The organism is Pseudomonas sp. JV449, from assembly GCF_032424295.1.
GTDB classification, from domain to species: domain Bacteria; phylum Pseudomonadota; class Gammaproteobacteria; order Pseudomonadales; family Pseudomonadaceae; genus Aquipseudomonas; species Aquipseudomonas marginalis.
Genome location: NZ_VYKD01000001.1, coordinates 1 through 20,569 on the forward strand (window position 1 = coordinate 1; position 20,569 = coordinate 20,569).

General features: G+C 61.4%; 21 protein-coding genes. 8 read left to right on the plus strand and 13 right to left on the minus strand.

The window, feature by feature from the left end; all coding sequences use genetic code 11:
* Positions 1-496: transposase (locus F6S08_RS00005; protein WP_315871131.1), on the plus strand; the 496-nt coding region annotated here is incomplete at its 5' end.
* Positions 497-631: 135 nt separating this feature from the next.
* On the opposite strand, the gene F6S08_RS00010 is transcribed toward F6S08_RS00005, so the two are convergent.
* From F6S08_RS00010 to dadA, 6 genes are all read right to left on the minus strand, one after another.
* Positions 632-2,554: an acetyl-CoA hydrolase/transferase C-terminal domain-containing protein gene (locus F6S08_RS00010; RefSeq protein ID WP_315871132.1), complete on the minus strand. Its 1,923-nt coding sequence runs from the start codon at positions 2,552-2,554 to the stop codon at positions 632-634.
* A gap of 136 nt (positions 2,555-2,690) precedes the next feature.
* Positions 2,691-3,101 carry a c-type cytochrome gene (locus tag F6S08_RS00015; RefSeq protein WP_043293857.1) on the minus strand — a complete coding sequence of 137 codons (411 nt, stop codon included), beginning with the start codon at positions 3,099-3,101 and terminating at the stop codon, positions 2,691-2,693.
* Positions 3,102-3,283: 182 nt separating this feature from the next.
* Positions 3,284-3,832 carry a cupin domain-containing protein gene (locus tag F6S08_RS00020; protein WP_003176893.1) on the minus strand — a complete coding sequence of 183 codons (549 nt, stop codon included), beginning with the start codon at positions 3,830-3,832 and terminating at the stop codon, positions 3,284-3,286.
* Positions 3,833-3,948: 116 nt separating this feature from the next.
* Positions 3,949-5,022, minus strand: coding sequence for an alanine racemase (gene alr, locus F6S08_RS00025; RefSeq protein ID WP_315871133.1), 1,074 nt, complete (start codon positions 5,020-5,022; stop codon positions 3,949-3,951).
* A gap of 79 nt (positions 5,023-5,101) precedes the next feature.
* The gene (locus F6S08_RS00030) at positions 5,102-5,455 is read right to left on the minus strand and encodes a RidA family protein (RefSeq protein WP_065926702.1); all 354 of its coding nucleotides are present in this window, start codon (positions 5,453-5,455) and stop codon (positions 5,102-5,104) included.
* The gene (gene dadA / locus F6S08_RS00035) at positions 5,427-6,728 is read right to left on the minus strand and encodes a D-amino acid dehydrogenase (protein ID WP_315871134.1); all 1,302 of its coding nucleotides are present in this window, start codon (positions 6,726-6,728) and stop codon (positions 5,427-5,429) included. The genes F6S08_RS00030 and dadA overlap by 29 nt, the downstream gene beginning before the upstream one ends.
* Positions 6,729-6,884: 156 nt before the next feature.
* On the opposite strand from dadA, the gene F6S08_RS00040 reads away from it, so the two are divergent.
* Complete coding sequence (locus F6S08_RS00040; RefSeq protein WP_003176896.1) at positions 6,885-7,373, plus strand: Lrp/AsnC ligand binding domain-containing protein; 489 nt, start codon at positions 6,885-6,887, stop codon at positions 7,371-7,373.
* Here the strand turns inward: F6S08_RS00040 and F6S08_RS00045 are convergent.
* A complete protein-coding gene (locus tag F6S08_RS00045; RefSeq protein ID WP_003176897.1) occupies positions 7,370-7,723 on the minus strand; it encodes a YkgJ family cysteine cluster protein in 354 nt (117 codons plus the stop codon). The two genes, F6S08_RS00040 and F6S08_RS00045, sit on opposite strands and share 4 nt — an antisense overlap.
* Positions 7,724-7,838: 115 nt before the next feature.
* Here F6S08_RS00045 and F6S08_RS00050 point away from each other — a divergent pair, with 115 nt between their 5' ends.
* On the plus strand, positions 7,839-9,131 hold the full coding sequence (locus tag F6S08_RS00050) for an FAD-binding oxidoreductase (protein ID WP_315871135.1): 1,293 nt from the start codon (positions 7,839-7,841) through the stop codon (positions 9,129-9,131).
* Here the strand turns inward: F6S08_RS00050 and F6S08_RS00055 are convergent, their stop codons facing one another.
* The gene (locus tag F6S08_RS00055) at positions 9,132-9,356 is read right to left on the minus strand and encodes a DUF1127 domain-containing protein (protein WP_065926706.1); all 225 of its coding nucleotides are present in this window, start codon (positions 9,354-9,356) and stop codon (positions 9,132-9,134) included.
* Positions 9,357-9,522: 166 nt separating this feature from the next.
* On the opposite strand from F6S08_RS00055, the gene F6S08_RS00060 reads away from it, so the two are divergent.
* Entirely contained in the window at positions 9,523-10,947 is a 1,425-nt protein-coding gene (locus tag F6S08_RS00060; RefSeq protein WP_065926707.1) for a PLP-dependent aminotransferase family protein, read from the plus strand.
* Positions 10,948-11,009: 62 nt separating this feature from the next.
* Entirely contained in the window at positions 11,010-12,575 is a 1,566-nt protein-coding gene (locus F6S08_RS00065) for a phospholipase D family protein (RefSeq protein WP_065926708.1), read from the plus strand.
* Positions 12,576-12,587: 12 nt separating this feature from the next.
* Here the strand turns inward: F6S08_RS00065 and F6S08_RS00070 are convergent, their stop codons facing one another.
* Both F6S08_RS00070 and F6S08_RS00075 read right to left on the minus strand, forming a co-directional pair.
* Positions 12,588-13,730, minus strand: a complete 1,143-nt coding sequence (locus tag F6S08_RS00070; RefSeq protein WP_146476964.1) for an MFS transporter — start codon at positions 13,728-13,730, stop codon at positions 12,588-12,590.
* A 148-nt stretch (positions 13,731-13,878) separates the two neighbouring features.
* Positions 13,879-15,372 (minus strand): aldehyde dehydrogenase, encoded by a 1,494-nt coding sequence (locus tag F6S08_RS00075; RefSeq protein WP_027608295.1) that lies wholly within the window; start codon positions 15,370-15,372, stop codon positions 13,879-13,881.
* Positions 15,373-15,602: 230 nt separating this feature from the next.
* Here F6S08_RS00075 and F6S08_RS00080 point away from each other — a divergent pair, with 230 nt between their 5' ends.
* Positions 15,603-15,965: a cupin domain-containing protein gene (locus F6S08_RS00080; RefSeq protein WP_027608294.1), complete on the plus strand. Its 363-nt coding sequence runs from the start codon at positions 15,603-15,605 to the stop codon at positions 15,963-15,965.
* Positions 15,966-16,035: 70 nt separating this feature from the next.
* Here F6S08_RS00080 and rpmG read toward each other — a convergent pair whose 3' ends face one another.
* Both rpmG and rpmB read right to left on the minus strand, forming a co-directional pair.
* Positions 16,036-16,191, minus strand: coding sequence for a 50S ribosomal protein L33 (gene rpmG / locus F6S08_RS00085; RefSeq protein WP_003176906.1), 156 nt, complete (start codon positions 16,189-16,191; stop codon positions 16,036-16,038).
* Positions 16,192-16,202: 11 nt separating this feature from the next.
* Positions 16,203-16,436 carry a 50S ribosomal protein L28 gene (gene rpmB, locus F6S08_RS00090; RefSeq protein ID WP_003176907.1) on the minus strand — a complete coding sequence of 78 codons (234 nt, stop codon included), beginning with the start codon at positions 16,434-16,436 and terminating at the stop codon, positions 16,203-16,205.
* Positions 16,437-16,894: 458 nt separating this feature from the next.
* Between rpmB and F6S08_RS00095 the strand changes: the two genes are divergently transcribed.
* A complete protein-coding gene (locus F6S08_RS00095) occupies positions 16,895-18,487 on the plus strand; it encodes an ABC transporter substrate-binding protein (protein ID WP_065926710.1) in 1,593 nt (530 codons plus the stop codon).
* A 50-nt stretch (positions 18,488-18,537) separates the two neighbouring features.
* Here the strand turns inward: F6S08_RS00095 and radC are convergent, their stop codons facing one another.
* Positions 18,538-19,212 carry a RadC family protein gene (radC, locus tag F6S08_RS00100; RefSeq protein WP_065926711.1) on the minus strand — a complete coding sequence of 225 codons (675 nt, stop codon included), beginning with the start codon at positions 19,210-19,212 and terminating at the stop codon, positions 18,538-18,540.
* 143 nt (positions 19,213-19,355) lie between these two features.
* Between radC and coaBC the strand changes: the two genes are divergently transcribed.
* Positions 19,356-20,564, plus strand: a complete 1,209-nt coding sequence (gene coaBC, locus F6S08_RS00105) for a bifunctional phosphopantothenoylcysteine decarboxylase/phosphopantothenate--cysteine ligase CoaBC (protein ID WP_027608291.1) — start codon at positions 19,356-19,358, stop codon at positions 20,562-20,564.
* Positions 20,565-20,569: the final 5 nt, after the last annotated feature.

The following is a 20,569-nucleotide window of genomic DNA, read 5'->3' on the forward strand; positions in this document are numbered from 1 at the left end:
CCTGGCAAGAATATCCACACTGGCAGTTTGGTGGATTCGGCTGGGTATTTATCCCGAGCGAACCATGCCGGGAAGACCCGCCCAGAATGGTCGCCATGAACGAATGCACCGTAGCTTGAAACTTGAGTTGCCCTTAGGGAAAAACTTAGTCGAGCAGCAGCTTTTGCTGGAGCATTTCAGGCATGAGTTTAATTACGTACGCCCTCACGAAGCGCTCGGCATGAAACGTCCGGGAGACTTGTATGTGCCGTCCACCCGAATTTATCCTGGATGCTTGCCCGATGTGGAATATCCGGCAGAAATGAAAGTTCGAAGCGTCAGGCAGGACGGATCGATCAAGTGGAACGGCAAGTTGGTATTTATCAGCGAGGCGCTGTCCGGGGAAAGGATAGGGCTCAAAGAAGCTGAAGATGAAGCTTGGGATTTGTACCTGTGTGATTATCCCTTGGGGAGGCTGGGACGAGGTATGACCCGCGTCCAGGCCTCAAATGTGTAAACGATGTCCCCGGTTTCAGATGTAAACGATGTCTACGGTTCTACACCCCGATAGCAGCGGGTCAGCCAACACATTTGGGACTGATACACCGCTATCGGGGCAAGCCCCCTCCCACATTTTGATCTGTGTTGGTTTTTAGTGTGCGGTTGCTTGTAAGCCAGCGAGCAATAGACGCTGATAGAGATCCTCCTTCAAACCCTCCGGCGAATCCAACCCCATCCGCTTCAGATGCTCGGGAAACGCCTGGGGCTCCGGGGCATCCAGCGCCGCCTTGCCCAGCTCCAGAATCTCCGTCAGCTTGAATTTGCTCTTGAGCCAGTTCAAGGCGCGCAACAGATCCCGCTCTTCGTCCGTGAAATCGCTGCCCAGCGGATACTCCGGGAACAAACGTCGATGCCGCGCCTGGATACCCTGGAGCCGCTCCGGCGTGTTGTCGCTGAAGCGCGGATCGAGCTGGAAATCCTTGGGCAACTTGCCGGCCTTTTGCGCCTGCTCGATCAAGTCGGCCTGGAAGCGTGAGTCGGTGATGTTGAGCAACGCCTCGATCACCTTGGCATCCGTCTGCCCACGCAGGTCGGCAATGCCGTACTCAGTGATGACGATGTCCCGCAGGTGCCGAGGAATGGTGCAATGCCCATACTCCCAGACGATAGTGGAACTGACCTCACCCGCCGACTCACGCCAACTGCGCAGGATCAGGATCGAGCGCGCGCCCTCCAGCGCATGCCCCTGAGCCACAAAGTTGTATTGCCCGCCCACGCCGCTGAGCACGCGACCGTCCTCCAACTGGTCGGCCACGCCTGCGCCCAGCAACGTCACCGTGATCGCGCTGTTGATAAACCGTGCATCCTGGCGCTGCAGGCGCTTGAGTTCTTCCTGGCCGTACAGCTCGTTAATGTAGCTGATGCGGGTCATGTTGAATTCCAGGCGCTTGGCGTGGGCCATCTCCTGCAGGCGCTGGTAAAAACTGCGCGGCCCCAGGAAGAAACCGCCGTGGATCGAAACGCCGTCGGGCTGCGCCGCATCGTCCAGCAAACCGGCGTTGGCTTGCTCCTGGGTGGCCACATCCGGATAGACCTTGCGCCGGATAATCCCCGCATCCGCCAGCACCAACAGGCCGTTGACGAACATTTCGCTGCAACCGTAGAGGCCACGGGCGAAGGGCTCGACACCGCCTTCCCGGCTGATCAGCGGGGCCCACTGGTACACATCGATGTCCGTCAGCAGCAGTCGATAGGCTTCGTTGTCCGCCTGGCGCGCCAGCAACGCGGCGGTCAGCGCATCCCCCATGGAGCCGATGCCGATCTGCAAGGTGCCCCCGTCGCGCACCAGGGTGCTGGCATGCAAGCCGATGAAATGGTCCTGGAACCCCACCGGCATGTTCGGTGTGGAGAACAGTGTGGTGCTGTCCTTTGCATCGATCAGGTAGTCGAACGCGTCCATGCCCAACTCCGAGTCGCCCGGCATGTAGGGCAACTCGGTGTGAACCTGGCCAACGATCAAGACGGTTTCGCCCGCTTCACGGCGCTTGGCGATCATGGGCAGCAGGTCGAGGGTGATATCGGGGTTGCAGCTCAGGCTCAGGCGATCCGGGTGTTCGGCGCTGCTCGCGACCAACTGCGCCACCAGGTTCAAGCCGGCGGCGTTGATGTCGCGGGCGGCATGGCTGTAGTTGCTGCTGACATAGTCCTGCTGGGCCGAAGTGCTATGAAGCAGGCTGCCGGGCTGCATGAAGAACTGCTGCACATGGATATTCTTCGGCAGGCTGTCTGAATGCAGCGCGGCGAGAAACTCCAACTCTGGGTAATCACCAAACACCCGCTCGATAAAGGGTTCGAGAAAGCGTTTCTGCAAGCCATCGCCCAAGGTCGGGCGGCCCAGGCTCAACGCGGTGTAAATCGTCAGCGCCCGCTCCGGCAGCTTGGCGATACGCCGGTACAGTGCATTGGCAAACAGGTTGGGCTTGCCCAGCCCCAGGGGCATGCCCATGTGGATATGCGCCGGTAGCCGCGCGAGTACATCGTCAACTGCTTGCTCGATTGAACACAACTGCACCATCCGACCCTCCTGAACATTCCATGATTAGGGGTTGGACAGAGAATGGCGGGTCTTTGCTGCAAAGAACAGCCTCGAAACACACATCACACCCACAAAAAAGCCGCTCGTAAGCGGCATTTTTGACGAAGATCGACGGTTACAGGCCGGACATCTTCTTGATCGCGCCCTTCAGGTCATCATCCGAGCAATCCGCACAGGTGCCTTTAGGCGGCATGGCGTTGATACCGGTAATGGCCTTAGCCAGGATGCCATCAAGGCCGCCCTGGTGGTCGGCGCGTTCTTTCCAGGCAGCGGTGTCGCCGATTTTCGGCGCGCCCAGCAGCCCGGTACCGTGGCATGCGTTGCAGTGCTTGGCGATGATGTCGTCGGGCGTCTTCGCAGCGCCCCCGCCCGCAGCTACCGCCACTTCCATGCCCTTGCACTCCTGGCCCTGGACGCAGACTTGGCCAACCGGCTCCAGGCGCTTGGCAATGTCATCGTTGGTCGCAGCTTGAGCGCTGACAGCCCATAGGGCCAGTACGGTTGCTGGTGCAGCCAGCATTTTCATAATTAGATTCACGCGTTCACCCTCAATGGTGGCTATTCACGCCTGCGGCCACGGTTTCGCAGGCGGCGAAAGTATAACGGTTAGCCCGTCCGGCCGAAACAACCCTATTAAATAAAGGGAGATTAGACCTCGCGGAATGCAGCTGCGGGAGCCTCTGCAACGCTGGCAGGACGCCTCTTTTGTTAAAAGTTCGCGGGTGTGGCTGCGCTGATTAGTCGCGCCGGCACATCGAACGGATTACGGAAACGATGAGGCTTGGTGCTTTCAAAGTAGTAGCTATCGCCGGCTTCGAGCACAAAAGTTTCAAGACCGACCACCAACTCCAGACGGCCTTCCACCAGAATCCCGGTTTCCTCGCCCTCGTGGGTGAGCATTTCTTCGCCTGTATCGGCGCCAGGCGGGTAGATTTCATTGAGAAACGCAATTGCCCGGCTCGGGTGCGCACGGCCCACCAGCTTCATGGTGACGGCGCCGTCGGAGATGTCGATCAGCTCATTGGCTTTATAGACGATCTGCGTCGGTATTTCCTGGAGGATCTCCTCGGAAAAGAACTCGACCATGGACATGGGGATGCCGCCCAGCACCTTGCGCAAGGAACTGATCGAGGGGCTGACGCTGTTTTTTTCGATCATCGAAATGGTGCTGTTGGTGACACCCGCGCGCTTGGCGAGCTCACGCTGGGAAAGACCCTTCAGCTTACGGATGGATTGCAGTCGTTCACCGACGTCCAATGCGGGAGCCTCCTAGGATTCAGGCGTTGTTGTAATTGAGCGTTATCATGGCGACAGCGTTCAGTATTTACAACACTTGGGCCTAAATCCCAGGGAGCTGTGTTCGTCCCTGTCGCTCAAACGCCGGAATAGAGCCTTGGCACACGACGCAGGTTGCAGAAGATCTGGTACGGGATGGTCTCGGCAGCGGCGGCGACGTCACTGGCGAGGATATTTTTGCCCCACAGCTCCACCGTGGAACCAAGACCCGCCTCGGGGACGTCCGTCAGGTCGATACACAGCATGTCCATGGACACGCGACCCAGCAATTGGCTGCGCTGCCCCGCCACCAGCACCGGCGTGCCGGTGGGCGCATGGCGCGGGTAGCCGTCGGCATAGCCCATGGCAACCACGCCGATACGCATCGGTTTGGGCGTGATGAACCGGGCGCCGTAGCCTACCGGCTCGCCGGCTGGCAGTTCACGCACGCAGATCACTTTCGATTCCAGGGTCATCACCGGCTGCAAACGCGCGGCCAAGGCCTGGTCCTCACCAAACGGTGTGGCGCCATAAAGCATAATGCCAGGACGCACCCAGTCGCTGGATACGCTCGGCCAGCCCAGGACCGACGGCGAGTTGCGCAGGCTGACCTCCGCCACCAGGCCCTGGCGCGCCGCATCGAATACCGCCACTTGCTCGTTGCTGCTGACGCAATCGAGTTCATCGGCACGGGCAAAATGGCTCATCAACACAATCTTTGCGACTTTGCCGCTGGCCAGCAGGCGCTGGTAAGCCTCGTGGTAATCCTTGGGGTGCAGGCCAACGCGGTGCATCCCCGAATCGAGCTTGAGCCAGATGGTCAGCGGCGCGCTCAACCGGGCCTGTTCGATGGCCTCCAGTTGCCACAGCGAATGCACCACGCACCAGAAATCATGCTCGACGATCAGCGGCAACTCGTCGGCTTCGAAAAAGCCTTCCAGCAGCAGCACTGGCGCGCGAATACCAGCGGCGCGCAACTCCAGCGCCTCCTCGATGCACGCCACGGCAAACCCGTCGGCCTCGGCTTCCAGCGCCTGGGCAACGCGTACGGCACCATGGCCGTAGGCGTCGGCCTTGACCACGGCGAGGGCCTTGGCCCCCGTGACTTCACGGGCCAGTTGGTAGTTATGGCGCAAGGCTTGGAGGTCGATCAGGGCACGGGCAGGACGCATGGCGGCAGGCTTCTAGGCGGCAAAGTGAAGAAAAACCGGCGCCGACCAACAGCGTCAGCACCGGGAGAGGGAGCGTTGTTTAAGGCAGCGCGGCCACGACGGACAGCTCTACCAGGATTTCCGGTTCGCACAGCCTGGCTTCAACCGTGGCGCGGGCCGGGGCGACGCCTTTGGGCAGCCACTTGTCCCACACCGCGTTCATACCGGCGAAATCGGCGTCGATGTCCTTCAAATAGATCGTCACCGACAGCAGCTTGGTTTTGTCGGTGCCGGCCAAGTCCAGCAAACGTTCGATATTGGCCAGGGTTTCACGGGTCTGCTGTTCGATCCCGGCGTTCATGTCGTCACCGACTTGCCCGGCCAGATACACGGTACCGCTGTGAACAACGATCTGGCTCATGCGCTCATTGGTGAGCTGGCGCTGGATTGACATGTTTTGCGGACTCCTGGTGGTTGCCATAACGGGAAATATCGAGGCCTTCGGCGCTGATCTGCGGCGTTTTCTTCGCCATCAGGTCGGCCAACAGGCGACCGGAGCCGCACGCCATGGTCCAACCGAGAGTGCCATGGCCGGTGTTGAGGAACAGGTTCTTGAACGGCGTGGCACCGACAATCGGCGTGCCGTCGGGTGTGGTCGGGCGCAGGCCGGTCCAGAACGTGGCTTCGGCCAGATCGCCGCCCTGAGGATAAAGGTCGTTGACGATCATCTCCAGGGTTTCACGCCGACGCGGGTTAAGCGACAGGTCAAAACCGGCTATTTCAGCCATGCCGCCGACGCGGATGCGGTTGTCGAAACGGGTGATGGCGACCTTGTAGGTCTCGTCGAGAATGGTCGACGTTGGCGCCATCGCCGGGTTGGTGATCGGCACCGTCAGCGAGTAACCCTTGAGCGGGTACACCGGCGCCTTGATCCCCAGCGGCTTGAGCAGCTTCGGCGAGTAGCTGCCGAGGGCCAGCACGTAGCGGTCGGCGGTTTCCAACTTGCCGTCGATCCATACGCCGTTGATGCGGTCGCCGGCGTAGTCGAGACGCTGGATGTCCTGCTCGAAGCGAAACTCCACACCCAACTGCTTGCACATCTCGGCAAGGCGGGTGGTGAACATCTGGCAGTCGCCGGTCTGGTCGTTGGGCAGGCGCAGGGCACCGGCGAGAATATCGGTGACGCTGGCCAGGGCCGGCTCAACACGGGCGATACCGGCGCGGTCGAGCAGCTCGAACGGCACACCGGACTCTTTCAAAACGGCAATGTCCTTGGCGGCGCCATCCAACTGGGCCTGGGTACGGAACAACTGGGTAGTCCCGAGGCTGCGGCCTTCGTAGGCGATACCGGTTTGCGCACGTAATTCGTCGAGGCAGTCACGGCTGTACTCGGACAGGCGCACCATGCGCTCCTTGTTCACCGCATAACGGCTGGCGGTGCAGTTGCGCAGCATCTGCGCCATCCACAGGTATTGGTCGATATCGGCAGTGGCCTTGATCGCCAGCGGCGCGTGGCGTTGCAGCAGCCACTTGATGGCCTTGAGCGGCACGCCCGGCGCGGCCCATGGCGATGCATAGCCTGGGGACACCTGGCCGGCGTTGGCGAAACTGGTTTCCATGGCAGCAGCCGGCTGACGGTCGACCACAACCACTTCAAAGCCAGCCCGCGCCAAATAGTAGGCACTGGTCACCCCAATGACGCCGCTACCCAAGACCAGAACGCGCATTTTTATACCCTCATCGCGGGCTTGGCCGCTGACGTGTGTTATTCGAGCAATGATGGGCGCAGTATAAAAAGCAATCGCCAGTGCATTTCACTATATAAATGCCTATATTTGGCGACAATTCTCGGCAAAAACCCTTTTTACAGAGGCGTATCCCCTATGCGTACCAACACCCAGACCAAGCGGGAGCTGGACAAGATCGACCGCAACATCCTGCGCATCCTGCAAACCGATGGGCGAATTTCGTTCACCGAGCTGGGGGAAAAGGTCGGGCTCTCCACCACGCCGTGTACCGAGCGGGTGCGACGGCTGGAGCGCGAGGGGATCATCATGGGTTACAACGCGCGGCTCAATCCCCAGCATTTGAAGGGAAGTTTGCTGGTATTTGTCGAGATCAGCCTCGATTACAAATCCGGCGACACCTTTGAAGAGTTCCGCCGCGCCGTGCTGAAACTGCCCCATGTGCTGGAATGCCACCTGGTCTCGGGGGACTTCGACTACCTGGTGAAAGCGCGGATTTCCGAGATGGCCTCGTACCGCAAATTGCTCGGCGACATCCTGCTCAAGTTGCCCCATGTGCGGGAATCGAAGAGCTATATCGTGATGGAAGAGGTCAAGGAGAGCCTCAACCTGCCTATTCCCGATTAAACCAGCACCTGCCGGGTGCTCGCCATGTATTCATGGATCTGCTTTTCCACCCGTGGATGAATCAGCTCCACCGGCCCCCGCCCATTGGGGCATGGCAAGGTCTTCGTGGTACCGAACAGCCGACAGATCAGCGGCCGCTCGTCATACACGGTGCAGCCGTTGGGCCCCAGGTGCACACAGTTCAGCTCGTCCATCGCCGCGTCCTGCTCGGCAGCGGTCTTGCGTGGCAGGCGCGACATTTCCTCGGGCGAAGTGGTGACCGGCCCACAGCAGTCGTGGCAGCCGGGGACGCACTCGAACGAAGGAATCTGACGGCGCAGCGCGCTGATTTTCTGACTGTTGCAACTCATCGAAACACGTACCGAACGGCAAATAGAGGTGGATTCTGAAGCAAAACGCCCTGCGCAGACAGCTTCGTCCGACCGCTGTATCCTGCGTCAAATTTTCCAAACAGGGATGCTCCCCATGACTGCCAGCACCCGGCACACCGCTTCCTACTACGCCGCCAGCAGCGTGCCGCAACCCGATTACCCAGCGTTGACGGGCGAAGTGAGCGCCGATGTGTGCGTGATCGGCGGCGGTTTCTCCGGGCTCAACACGGCCCTGGAGCTGGCTGAGCGCGGCTTCAGTGTGGTGCTGCTGGAGGCGCGCAAGATCGCCTGGGGCGCCAGCGGGCGCAATGGCGGCCAGTTGATTCGCGGCGTCGGTCATGGCCTGGAGCAGTTCACCAACGTGATCGGCACCGATGGCGTGCGCCAGATGAAGCTGATGGGCCTGGAAGCCGTGGAGATCGTGCGTGAACGTGTCGAACGCTACCAGATCCCCTGCGACCTGACCTGGGGCTACTGCGACCTGGCCAACAAGCCTCGCGACCTGCAAGGCCTTGCCGAAGACGCCGAAGAACTGCGCAGCCTGGGCTATCGCCACGAAGTACGCTTGCTGCAAGCGCGCGACATGGGCAGCGTCATCGGCTCCGACCGCTATGTGGGCGGCATGATCGACATGGGTTCCGGCCACCTGCACCCGTTGAACCTGGCTCTCGGCGAAGCCGCCGCCGCGCAGCAATGGGGTGTGCAGTTGTTCGAACAGTCGGAAGTCACGCGCATCGACTACGGCCCCGAGGTCAAGGTGCACACCGCCCAAGGCACAGTGCGCGGCAAGACCCTGGTACTCGCTTGCAATGCCTATCTCAATGGACTGAATCCGCAATTGAGCGGCAAGGTGCTGCCCGCCGGCAGCTACATCATCGCCACCGAACCGTTGAGCCAGGCGCAAGCCGCCAACCTGCTACCGCAGAACATGGCCGTGTGTGACCAGCGCGTGACGGTGGATTACTTCCGGCTGTCCGCCGACCGTCGCCTGTTATTCGGCGGCGCCTGTCACTACTCCGGACGCGACCCCAAGGACATCGGCGCCTACATGCGGCCAAAGATGCTGCAGGTGTTCCCACAGCTGGCCGACGTGAAGATCGATTACCAATGGGGCGGCATGATCGGCATCGGCGCCAACCGCCTGCCGCAGATCGGCCGCCTGGCGGATCAGCCCAACGTGTATTACGCCCAGGCCTACGCAGGCCACGGCCTCAACGCCACACACCTGGCGGGCAAACTGCTGGCCGAAGCCATCAGCGGCCAGCAGCAGGGACGTTTCGACCTGTTCGCCCGGGTGCCACACATCACCTTCCCCGGCGGCAAGCACCTGCGCTCGCCGCTGCTGGCCTTGGGAATGCTCTGGCACCGTCTCAAAGAGCTGGTCTGATCAATCGCGCCAGAAGGGTTTCAAGCCTTCCTGGCGGGCTTGCTCCAGGGTCAACCCAACGTCGCGCAATTGCTCGCGAGTCAAGTGCAGCAAGGCCTTGCGCGTATGGCGGCGGTGCCAGAACAAGCTCCAGCGGCTGATCTCGCGCGGCGACGTCGCCCGCTCTTGCCCAGCCTGCAATTCCTGACTGTGTAACGTCAGCCGCACATCACTCATGCCGTTCATTTTGCTGCCCCTCATTTGCCTGTTGCCATGAGTGGCTAGAATGGGCGAGCAGACAAAACCATTACAGATTCAACCCACCTTTATTAAATCCATACAGATACTGCCTATGCGCGGCTGAATCCTGTATTTTCCCCCTATCTGTACTGGTCCCCTGGGAGCGACCGCCATGACGCTTTACGTCAACCTCGCCGAATTACTGGGCACACGCATCGAACAGGGGTTCTATCGCCCCGGAGATCGGCTGCCGTCCGTACGCGCCTTGAGTGTGGAGCACGGGGTCAGCCTGAGCACCGTGCAGCAAGCGTATCGGTTGCTGGAAGACAATGGCCTGGCGATGCCCAAGCCCAAGTCTGGGTACTTTGTACCGGTGGGCCGGGAGTTGCCGGCGCTGCCCGAGGTCGGCCGCCCGGCCCAGCGCCCGGTGGAAATCTCCCAGTGGGATCTGGTGCTGGAACTGATTCGCGCCGTTCCGCGCAAAGACGTCATACAGATGGGCCGCGGCATGCCGGACGTATTGTCACCCACCCTCAAACCCCTGCTGCGCAGCCTGGCCCGCGTCAGCCGGCGCCAGGATCTGCCGGGGCTGTATTACGACAATATTCTCGGCTGTATGGAACTACGTGAGCAAATCGCCCGGCTGTCATTGGATTCCGGCTGCCAACTGACGGCCGAGGACATCGTGATTACCACCGGCTGCCACGAGGCGCTGTCCGCCAGCATCCACGCCATCTGCGAGCCGGGCGATATCGTCGCGGTGGACTCGCCCAGCTTCCACGGGGCCATGCAGACCCTCAAGGGCCTGGGCATGAAAGCCCTGGAAATCCCCACCGACCCGATCACCGGCATCAGCCTCGAAGCCCTGGAACTGGCACTGGAACAGTGGCCGATCAAGGTCATCCAGCTGACCCCCAACTGCAATAACCCGCTGGGCTACATCATGCCGGAAGCGCGCAAACGCGCATTGCTGACCCTGGCCCAGCGCTTTGACGTAGCGATCATCGAAGACGATGTGTATGGCGAACTGGCCTACAGCTACCCACGCCCGCGCACCATCAAATCCTTCGACGAAGACGGTCGTGTGCTGCTGTGCAGTTCGTTCTCCAAGACCCTGGCGCCAGGCCTGCGCATTGGTTGGGTCGCTCCGGGCCGGTACCTGGAGCGGGTACTGCACATGAAGTACATCAGCACCGGCTCCACCGCCACGCAGCCGCAGATCGCAATTGCCGAATTTCTCAAAGGGGGTCATTTCGAACCGCATTTGCGACGGATGCGCACACAATACCAGCGTAATCGCGACCTGATGCTCGACTGGGTCAGCCGCTACTTCCCTGCCGGCACCCGCGCCAGCCGCCCACAAGGCAGCTTCATGCTGTGGATAGAACTGCCGGAAGGCTTCGACACCCTCAAGCTCAACCGCGCACTGGTGGAACAAGGCGTACAGGTGGCTGTGGGAAGCATCTTTTCCGCGTCGGGGAAGTACCGTAACTGCCTGCGCATGAACTACGCTGCCAAGCCTACCGCCCAGATTGAAGAGGCCGTGCGCAAAGTCGGCGCTGCCGCGATCAAGATGCTGGCCGAAACGGTGGACTGACCTTTCGCAAGAAATCGCCGTCATATGTCGACAACCGCCCTGACCTGGACACGACTCCCTTGATGATTCGACGGCTTTTACCGTTTTTCCTGCTGGGAGCCCTGGCCCTGAGCGGCTGCGCCACGGTGAGTACCCCGCGCATACCCAGCGATGCCCTGCCGGCCGCCCAATCGTCGTTCGGCCGCTCGATCCAGGCCCAGGCCGCGCCTTACCAGGGCCGTTCAGGTTTTCGCCTGCTGCCCAACAGCAGCGAAGCCTTCATGGCCCGCGCCGAGCTGATCCGCAATGCCCAGACCAGCCTTGACCTGCAGTACTACATCGTCCACGACGGCATCAGCACGCGGATGCTGGTGGATGAACTGCTCAAGGCCGCCGACCGTGGCGTGCGCGTGCGCATCCTGCTGGATGACACCACCAGCGACGGCCTCGACCAGATCATCGCCACCCTCGCCGCCCACCCCAAGATCGAGATTCGCCTGTTCAACCCCCTGCACCTGGGACGCAGCACCGGTGTGACGCGCGCCATGGGCCGCCTGTTCAACCTGTCGCTGCAACACCGGCGCATGCACAACAAGCTGTGGCTGGCGGACAACAGCGTGGCCATCGTCGGTGGGCGCAACCTGGGGGATGAGTATTTCGACGCCGAGCCCAACCTGAACTTCACCGATATCGACATGCTCAGCGTGGGGCCGGTGGCCGAGCAACTCGGGCACAGTTTCGATCAGTACTGGAACAGCGCCCTGAGCAAACCCATTGATGATTTCGTCTCCAATACGCCCTCCAAAGGTGACCTGGCCGCCGCGCGCCTGAGCCTGGAGGCGTCGCTGGCCGAATCGCGCCAGCAGAAGCACGCGCTGTACGCGCGCCTGCGCACCTACCAGACCCAGCCGCGCATGGACATCTGGCGCCGCGAACTGATCTGGGCCTGGAACCAGGCGTTGTGGGACGCACCCAGCAAGGTGCTGTCCAAGGCCGACCCGGACCCGCACCTGCTGCTGACCACGCAACTGGCCCCGGAGCTGGAAGGCGTCAACCATGAACTGATGATGATCTCGGCGTACTTCGTGCCGGGACAGCCCGGGCTGGTGTACCTGACGGGGCGCGCCGACGCGGGCGTATCGGTGAGCTTGTTGACCAACTCCCTTGAAGCCACCGACGTGCCTGCCGTACATGGCGGCTATGCACCGTACCGCAAGGCGCTGCTGGAGCACGGGGTAAAACTCTACGAGCTACGCCGCCAACCGGGTGACGGCGGCGGCAGCGGCCCGCACCTGTTTCGTCGAGGCACGTTCCGCGGCTCGGACTCGAGCCTGCACAGCAAGGCGATGATCTTTGATCGGCAAAAATCGTTTGTCGGCTCTTTCAATTTCGACCCGCGCTCCGTGCTGTGGAACACCGAGGTCGGCGTGCTGGTGGACAGCCCCGAACTGGCGGAACACGTGCGCAATCTCGCCCTGCAAGGCATGGCGCCGGCCCTGAGCTACGAGGCGAAACTGCAGGACGGCAACGTGGTATGGGTGACCGAGGACAACGGCCAACTGCACACCCTGACCCGTGAACCGGGCAGTTGGTGGCGACGGTTCAATGCCTGGTTCGCCACCTCGGTCGGCCTGGAACGCATGCTCTAGGAACAGCGAGGATCAAGCCGGCTGAGCAGCACCGAATGCGCCTTGGCGCAGCAACAGCACCACCAAGCCCAATGCCCCGGCCGCCATCAGCCACGGCAGCGCGTGCCCGCTGATCCATTGGCTGCCGGCGCCGGCCACCAGCGGGCCGATCAGGCAACCGATACCCCATAACTGCGCGATGTGGGCATTGGCACGCACCAGCGCATCGTCACGATAACGCTCGCCGATCAGGATCAGCGACAACGTGAACAACCCGCCGGCACTGGCGCCGAACAGCACCCATATTGGCCAGATCAGCAGCGTGTGCATCAGCAACGGAACCGCCAGGCTCGATGCCAGCAACAGCAGTGCGCAACTCAAAAACAGCGTGCGTCGTGGCAGATAATCCGCCAGCGCACCGATGGGCAGTTGCAGCAGCGCGTCACCGACCACTACCGTGCTGACCATCGCCAGGGCAATTTCGGCAGTGAAGCCCTGTTGCAGGCAATACACCGGCAGCAGCGTCAGGATCATCGCCTCAAACGCGGCGAACAGCGCCACCGCCCAGGCAATCGCCGGCAGGCTCAGGCAGAAGCGCCACAGGTCCGCGAAGGTCACGCTGAACGATTCGGCACTGGGCGCACCAGAGCGACCCAGCAATGCCAACGGAGCCACCACCAGCAGGCCAACGCCGACCCAGAAACCATAGTCATGGTCGGTACCGATCAGGCCCAGCAGCAACGGGCCCGAGAGCTGGCTCAAGGCATAACTGCAGCCATACAGCGCCACCAGCCGGCCACGCCACTGCTCCACCACCAACTGGTTGATCCAGCTTTCACCGAGGATAAACACGATGGTCAGGATCACCCCGATCATCAGGCGCAACGCCAGCCATATCGGGTAGCTGGGCAGAATGGCCAGCAAACCGATGGACACCGCGCCAGCCCACAGGCACAGACGCATGAGATTCGCGGTGCCGAGCCAGGCGGCCAGACGGCTGGAGACCTTGGCGCCGAGCAATACGCCAAAGGCCGGCATGGCGGCCATAACGCCAATAGCGAAACTGCCGTAGCCCCAGCCCTCAAGGCGCAGGGAGACCAGCGGCATGCTGACGCCCAGGGCCAGGCCGACACTGAGCACCGAGGCCAGGACGGCGAAATAGGTCGCCCAACGCATTGCCACGCTCCTGTGGATAATCATGGGTTCACACAAAACAGTGTGGGAGGGGGCTTGCTCCCGATTGCGGTGGATCATTGAGCACTGTTAGTGCCTGACACACTGCTATCGGGGGCAAGCCCCCTCCCACATTTGCCTGCGGTGTTGCTTACAGCTTGATCCAGGTCGCCTTCAGCTCGGTGTACTTGTCGAACGCATGCAGCGACTTGTCTCGACCATTACCCGACTGCTTGAAGCCGCCAAACGGTGCGGTCATGTCGCCGCCGTCGTATTGGTTGACCCACACGCTACCGGCACGCAGAGCCTTGGCGGTGAGGTGCGCCTTGGAAATGTCCGACGTCCACACCGCAGCGGCGAGGCCGTATTGGGTGTCGTTGGCGATCTTGATCGCTTCCTCGGCGCCGTCAAAGGTGATCACCGACAGCACCGGGCCGAAGATCTCTTCCTGGGCGATTCTCATGGCGTTGGTTACACCGTCGAAAATCGTCGGCTCGACGTAGGTGCCGCCCGTCTCTTCCAGGATGCGCTTGCCACCCGCCACCAACTTGGCGCCGTCAGTGTGGCCGGCTTCGATGTACGACAGCACGGTGTTCATCTGCTGGGTGTCCACCAGGGCACCGACGTTGGTCGCCGGGTCCAGCGGGTTGCCGGGCTTCCAGCCCTTGAGGGCCTCGATCACCAGCGGCAGGAAGGTGTCCTTGATCGAACGTTCCACCAGCAGGCGCGAACCGGCAGTGCAGACTTCACCCTGGTTGAAGGCGATGGCGCTGGCAGCGGATTCGGCAGCGGCTTGCAGGTTCGGAGCATCGGCAAAAACGATGTTCGGGCTCTTGCCGCCGGCTTCCAGCCATACACGCTTCATGTTCGATTCGCCGGAGCGGATCAACAGTTGCTTGGCGATCTTGGTCGAACCGGTGAACACCAGTGTGTCGACGTCCATGTGCAGCGCCAGCGCATTGCCGACGGTGTGGCCGTAGCCCGGCAGCACGTTGAACACGCCTTTCGGAATACCGGCTTCAACGGCCAGGGCCGCGATGCGGATGGCGGTGAGTGGAGATTTTTCGGACGGCTTGAGGATCACCGAGTTACCGGTGGACAGCGCCGGGCCGAGTTTCCAGCAGGCCATCATCAGCGGGAAGTTCCACGGCACGATGGCACCCACCACGCCGACCGGCTCGCGGGTCACCAGACCCAACTGATCGTGCGGGGTGGCTGCGACTTCGTCGTAGATCTTGTCGATTGCCTCGCCGCTCCAGCTCAGGGCATTTGCCGCGCCGGGTACGTCAATGTTCAGGGAGTCACTGATCGGCTTGCCCATGTCCAGGGTTTCGAGCAGCGCCAGTTCTTCGGCATTGGCCTTGAGCAGCGCGGCGAAACGGATCATGGTGGCTTTGCGTTTGGCCGGCGCGAGGCGCGACCAGACACCGGAATTGAAGGTGGCGCGGGCATTTTCTACGGCGCGCTGGGCATCGGCGGCGTCACAACTGGCAACACTGGTCAGCAGGCGACCATCGACCGGGCTGATGCATTCGAAGGTGTCGCCGGAAACAGCAGCGGTGTATTCGCCATTGATGTAGGCGCGGCCTTCGATCTTCAGATCCTTGGCGCGTTGTTCCCAGTCGGCACGGGTCAGGGTGGTCATGCGAGTGTCCTCCTCTTATTGAATACAAGGGCCAGGCGATGTCCCCCGGCAGCCTCAAAGAATGCTTGCCCGCCAGCCAGCTGTTCGGCTCAAAGGCAGCTGCCACCCTAAACCAGCGGCCAGGGATGTTTCAATATATTTGACATAACCGCGGTAAACGCCCTTGCGATGTTCATTTTAATAAACATAGACTTTGGGCTCTCCAACCGCAGGCCAGACGGGACACGCACATGAGCATCCAGGACATCGTCGACTTCAGCCAGGCCAACACCGCCCCAGACCGCTACCGCCCTGCCGCAGAAAAAATCCTCAAGGGCGATCCCGAACAAACGGTGTACAACCATTACAACAGCCCGTGCGGCCAGATGAACGCCGGTGTCTGGGAAGGTGAGGTCGGGCAGTGGCAGGTCAACTACAGCGAGCATGAGTATTGCGAGATCGTGCAGGGCGTCTCTGTATTGCGCGACGCCGAGGGCAATGCGAAGACCTTGCGTGCCGGCGACCGCTTCGTGATCCCCGCCGGCTTCAGCGGCACCTGGGAAGTGCTGGAGCCGTGCCGCAAGATCTACGTGGTGTTCGAGCAGAAAGCCTGATCAGTAAATCCGACGCAAAAAAAAGCCCGTATCGTGAGATACGGGCTTTTTTCACAAGGAGGAAAATCAATTACTTGATTTTGCCTTCTTTGTAGATCACGTGCTTGCGAACGCGCGGGTCGAACATTTTCTTTTCGAGCTTGTCCGGGGTAGTACGCTTGTTCTTGTCGGTAGTGTAGAAGTGACCAGTACCGGCGCTAGAGATCATTCGAATCAATTCACGCATGATAGAGCTCCTTAGATCTTGCCAGCGGCGCGGATTTCGGCCAGCACGACAGTGATGCCACGCTTGTCGATAATACGCATGCCTTTGGCAGATACACGCAGGCGAACAAAACGTTTCTCTTCTTCAACCCAGAAGCGGTGATGCTGCAGGTTCGGCAGGAAACGACGACGGGTTTTGTTATTTGCGTGGGAAATGTTATTCCCAGTCACCGGACCCTTACCGGTAACTTGACAGACTCTCGACATGCCTCAGCCCTCTAAAACCACATGCCCAACCCGGCATGGGTTGGCCGCTTAATCTCTCAGTCATTTGGCGCCAGGCGCCGCGTTTCTTTAGGGTCTTACCGGCTACACCTACAAGCGAAGGAACCGGGCCCCTAGAAAAGAGCGCTGCTTTATACCAGAAAGACCCATGTGCAACAACAGCCCGTGTATTTTTACCGGCGTAAATCTCGGCGACAGACGCCCGAACCGTTGCCAGGAGGGGCCGCTGTAACAACCGACCGCTCGTCGCACAGAATGATTTACAGCGCTCGCGCGCGCAGCAAAGCGCACAGCGAAACGCGCTGGGGTGCCATCAAAACAGTATTTGAAGCAAAAGCACAGGCAAAAATGGGCTAGTCATTTATCAACCAGACCACTACGGTAGGGCTTTTCCAGACTGCACTCGCAGATGGGCCTTCGATCTGCAAAGGAAACCGAACATGCGCCTCGCTGCCCTACCGCTATTGCTAGCCCCTCTATTTATCGCGCCGCTGGCCTCTGCCGCCAGCAACTTGAGCGTCTGCACCGAGGCCAGCCCCGAAGGGTTCGATGTGGTGCAATACAACTCGCTGACCACCACCAACGCCTCGGCCGATGTGCTGATGAATCGCCTGGTGGACTACGACGCGGCCAGCGGCAAACTGGTGCCCAGCCTGGCGGACAGCTGGGACGTCTCGCCGGATGGCCTGACCTATACCTTCAAGCTGCACCCGGACGTGAAATTCCATCGCACCGAGTATTTCACCCCAAGCCGCACCCTGACCGCCGAAGACGTGCGCTTCAGCTTCGAACGCATGCTCGACCCGGCCAACCCGTGGCACAAGATCGCCCAGAGCGGCTTCCCCCACGCCCAGTCCCTGCAATTGCCAACGCTGGTCAAGAAGATCGATGCCCTCGACCCGCTGACCGTGCGCTTTACCCTCGATCACGCCGACTCCACCTTCCTCGCGGCCCTGAGCATGGGCTTTGCCTCGATCTACCCGGCGGAATACGCCGACAAACTGCTCAAGGCCGGCACGCCGGAGAAGCTCAACAGCCAGCCGATCGGCACCGGGCCGTTCATCTTCAGCCGTTTCCAGAAAGATGCCGTGGTGCGCTACAAGGCCAACCCGGACTATTTTGCCGGCAAACCGGCTGTGGATAACTTGATCTTCGCCATTACCCCGGACGCCAACGTGCGCCTGCAGAAACTGCATCGCAACGAATGCCAGATCGCCCTGTCGCCCAAGCCCCTGGATGTGGGCGAGGCCGAAAAGGACCCCGCACTCAAGGTAGAAAAAACCGCAGCATTCATGACCGCATTCGTGGCCATCAACAGCCAGCACCCACCGTTGGACAAGCCCGAGGTGCGCCAGGCCATTAACCTGGCCTTCGACAAGGGCAGCTACCTCAAGGCGGTGTTTGAAGGCACCGCCGAAGCCGCCAACGGCCCGTACCCGCCCAATACCTGGAGCTACGCCAAAGACTTGCCGGGTTATCCACAGGACCTCGCCAAGGCCAAGGCCTTGCTGGACCGTGCCGGCCTCAAGGACGGCTTCAAGACCACCCTCTGGACGCGCCCCACCGGCAGCCTGCTGAACCCTAACCCGAACCTCGGCGCGCAACTGCTGCAGGCGGACCTGGCCAAGGTGGGCATCCAGGCCGAGATCCGCGTGATCGAATGGGGCGAGCTGATTCGCCGCGCCAAAGCGGGTGAACACGACCTGCTGTTCATGGGCTGGGCCGGCGACAACGGCGACCCGGATAACTTCCTGACCCCACAGTTTTCCTGCGCGGCGGTTAAATCCGGCACCAACTTCGCCCGCTACTGTGACCCGACGCTGGACAAGCTGATCAGCGCCGGCAAGACCACCAGCGAACAAGGTGTACGCAGCAAGCTGTACCAGCAGGCCCAGGCGCAGATCCAGCAACAGGCGCTGTGGTTGCCGCTGGCGCACCCGACGGCGTTCGCCCTGGCGCGCAAGAGCGTCGAGGGCTACCAGGTGAGCCCGTTCGGGCGCCAGGATTTCTCGAAGGTCAGCGTCAAGCCCTAAGCTGCAAGCTGCAAGCTGCAAGCCCGTTTGAGGCTTGCAGCTGTTCCGTCCTACATCCACCCATATTCCGCCATCGACAACGGATCACCGTCCCCCACGATGATGTGATCCAGTACCCGCACATCCACCACTTCCAGGGCCTTTTGCAGCAGCTTGGTCAATTTTCGATCAGCCGCGCTGGGCTCCACGCTCCCGGAAGGATGGTTGTGACACAGAATCAACGCCGCCGCGTTATAGGCCAGGGCGCGCTTGACCACTTGCCGCGGGTAGACCACGGCAGCGTCGATGGTCCCCTCGGACAACACTTCGAACCCCAGCACCCGATGCTTTGAATCGAGAAACAGGCAGCCGAAAACTTCATGGGGCTCATGGCGCAACAGCGACTTGAGGTAATTGCGCACGGCCACCGGGCTTTCCAGCACCGAATCGCTGCGCAGGCGTTCGGCCATATGGCGCCGGGACATTTCCAGTACCGCCTGCAACTGCGCAAACTTCGCCGGCCCCAAGCCCAATTGCTGGCTGAACACCGCCTGGCTGGCTTCCAGCAGCGGGCGCAAACCGCCAAATTGCGCCAGCAGATGGCGCGCCAGGTCCACCGCGCTCCTGCCGGTTACCCCGGTGCGCAGGAAGATCGCCAGCAATTCAGCATCGGACAGACTCGCAGCACCCCACTCCAAAAGCTTCTCTCGCGGCCGCTCTGCCGCCGGCCAATCACGAATACTCATTCCACCTCCCTGTGCATGTGCGCCGCTGTTGCGGGGCGGGCGCTGTGTTATCGTAGGCCCTCTTTTTTGCGTGCGATTTCACCTGGGGAGGGGGCATCGCAGGCGTCACTGAACTGGCTTCACTGAACTGGAAAGGCAAACCAATGCAGCGTCTGTATCGGAAACGCATCGTTCTCGGCGTCGGCGGCGGCATTGCCGCCTACAAGAGCGCAGAGCTGGTCCGCAGGCTTCTCGACCAGGGCGCTGAAGTGCGCGTGGTCATGACCCGCGGCGGCAGTGAGTTCATTACTCCGCTGACCATGCAGGCCTTGTCCGGACACCCGGTTCACCTGGACCTGCTGGACCCGGCAGCCGAAGCCGCCATGGGTCATATCGAACTTGCCAAGTGGGCCGACCTGGTACTGATCGCCCCAGCCACCGCCGACCTGATTGCGCGCCTGGCGCAAGGCATTGCCGATGACCTGCTGACCACCCTGGTACTGGCCACCGACGCCACCGTCGCCATCGCCCCGGCCATGAATCAGGCCATGTGGCGCGACCCGGCGACCCAGGCCAACACCCAGCTCCTGCAAAGTCGTGGCCTCAAGGTGTTCGGCCCGGCCTCCGGCAGCCAGGCCTGCGGCGATGTCGGCATGGGCCGCATGCTCGAAGCCACCGACCTGGCATTGTGCGCCGCCGAATGCTTCCAGCACCTGGCCCTGACCGGCCGGCACGTGCTGATTACGGCCGGCCCGACCCAGGAAAACATCGACCCGGTACGCTACATCACCAACCATAGCTCAGGAAAAATGGGCTTTGCCTTGGCGGAAGCCGCGGTCGAGGCAGGCGCACGCGTTACCCTGATCACCGGTCCGGTGCACTTGCCGACCCCCGATCGCGTCACGCGAATCGACGTAGTCAGCGCCCGGGACATGCTGGCCGCCTGTGAGGCCGCCATTCCCTGTGACCTGTTTATCGCTTCGGCAGCGGTTGCAGACTACCGCCCTGAAGTCGTCGCCCCGCAAAAGCTCAAGAAAGACCCTACGAGCGGTGACGGGCTGCTCCTGCAAATGGTGCGCAACCCGGACATCCTGGCCACAATCGCCACGCGTCCGGACCGCCCGTTCAGTGTCGGCTTTGCCGCCGAGACCGAGCACCTGCTGGACTACGCCGCACGCAAACTGAAAGACAAAAACCTCGACCTGATCGTTGCCAATGATGTCGCCAACCCGAGCATCGGCTTCAACAGCGAGGAAAACGCCTGCAGCGTGATCGACCGCGAGCTGCACGCCACTCTTTTCGCCCAGACCAGCAAAGGCAAGATTGCCCGCCAACTGATCTCTTTTATCGCCCAACGGCTGAACCAGGTTTAATTTCC

Excerpts from the sequence above, each read along its gene's own strand:
- F6S08_RS00065 (WP_065926708.1), top strand. The coding sequence starts at position 11,010 with ATGATTCGACGGCTTTTACCGTTTTTCCTGCTGGGAGCCCTGGCCCTG.
- F6S08_RS00010 (WP_315871132.1), bottom strand. The coding sequence starts at position 2,554 with ATGGTGCAGTTGTGTTCAATCGAGCAAGCAGTTGACGATGTACTCGCG.
- F6S08_RS00040 (WP_003176896.1), top strand. The coding sequence starts at position 6,885 with ATGCGTACCAACACCCAGACCAAGCGGGAGCTGGACAAGATCGACCGC.
- F6S08_RS00050 (WP_315871135.1), top strand. The coding sequence starts at position 7,839 with ATGACTGCCAGCACCCGGCACACCGCTTCCTACTACGCCGCCAGCAGC.
- F6S08_RS00015 (WP_043293857.1), bottom strand. The coding sequence starts at position 3,101 with ATGAAAATGCTGGCTGCACCAGCAACCGTACTGGCCCTATGGGCTGTC.
- coaBC (WP_027608291.1), top strand. The coding sequence starts at position 19,356 with ATGCAGCGTCTGTATCGGAAACGCATCGTTCTCGGCGTCGGCGGCGGC.
- F6S08_RS00095 (WP_065926710.1), top strand. The coding sequence starts at position 16,895 with ATGCGCCTCGCTGCCCTACCGCTATTGCTAGCCCCTCTATTTATCGCG.
- F6S08_RS00070 (WP_146476964.1), bottom strand. The coding sequence starts at position 13,730 with ATGCGTTGGGCGACCTATTTCGCCGTCCTGGCCTCGGTGCTCAGTGTC.
- F6S08_RS00030 (WP_065926702.1), bottom strand. The coding sequence starts at position 5,455 with ATGTCAATCCAGCGCCAGCTCACCAATGAGCGCATGAGCCAGATCGTT.
- rpmG (WP_003176906.1), bottom strand. The coding sequence starts at position 16,191 with ATGCGTGAATTGATTCGAATGATCTCTAGCGCCGGTACTGGTCACTTC.
- F6S08_RS00080 (WP_027608294.1), top strand. The coding sequence starts at position 15,603 with ATGAGCATCCAGGACATCGTCGACTTCAGCCAGGCCAACACCGCCCCA.
- rpmB (WP_003176907.1), bottom strand. The coding sequence starts at position 16,436 with ATGTCGAGAGTCTGTCAAGTTACCGGTAAGGGTCCGGTGACTGGGAAT.
- F6S08_RS00045 (WP_003176897.1), bottom strand. The coding sequence starts at position 7,723 with ATGAGTTGCAACAGTCAGAAAATCAGCGCGCTGCGCCGTCAGATTCCT.
- F6S08_RS00075 (WP_027608295.1), bottom strand. The coding sequence starts at position 15,372 with ATGACCACCCTGACCCGTGCCGACTGGGAACAACGCGCCAAGGATCTG.
- alr (WP_315871133.1), bottom strand. The coding sequence starts at position 5,022 with ATGCGTCCTGCCCGTGCCCTGATCGACCTCCAAGCCTTGCGCCATAAC.
- radC (WP_065926711.1), bottom strand. The coding sequence starts at position 19,212 with ATGAGTATTCGTGATTGGCCGGCGGCAGAGCGGCCGCGAGAGAAGCTT.
- F6S08_RS00060 (WP_065926707.1), top strand. The coding sequence starts at position 9,523 with ATGACGCTTTACGTCAACCTCGCCGAATTACTGGGCACACGCATCGAA.
- dadA (WP_315871134.1), bottom strand. The coding sequence starts at position 6,728 with ATGCGCGTTCTGGTCTTGGGTAGCGGCGTCATTGGGGTGACCAGTGCC.
- F6S08_RS00055 (WP_065926706.1), bottom strand. The coding sequence starts at position 9,356 with ATGAACGGCATGAGTGATGTGCGGCTGACGTTACACAGTCAGGAATTG.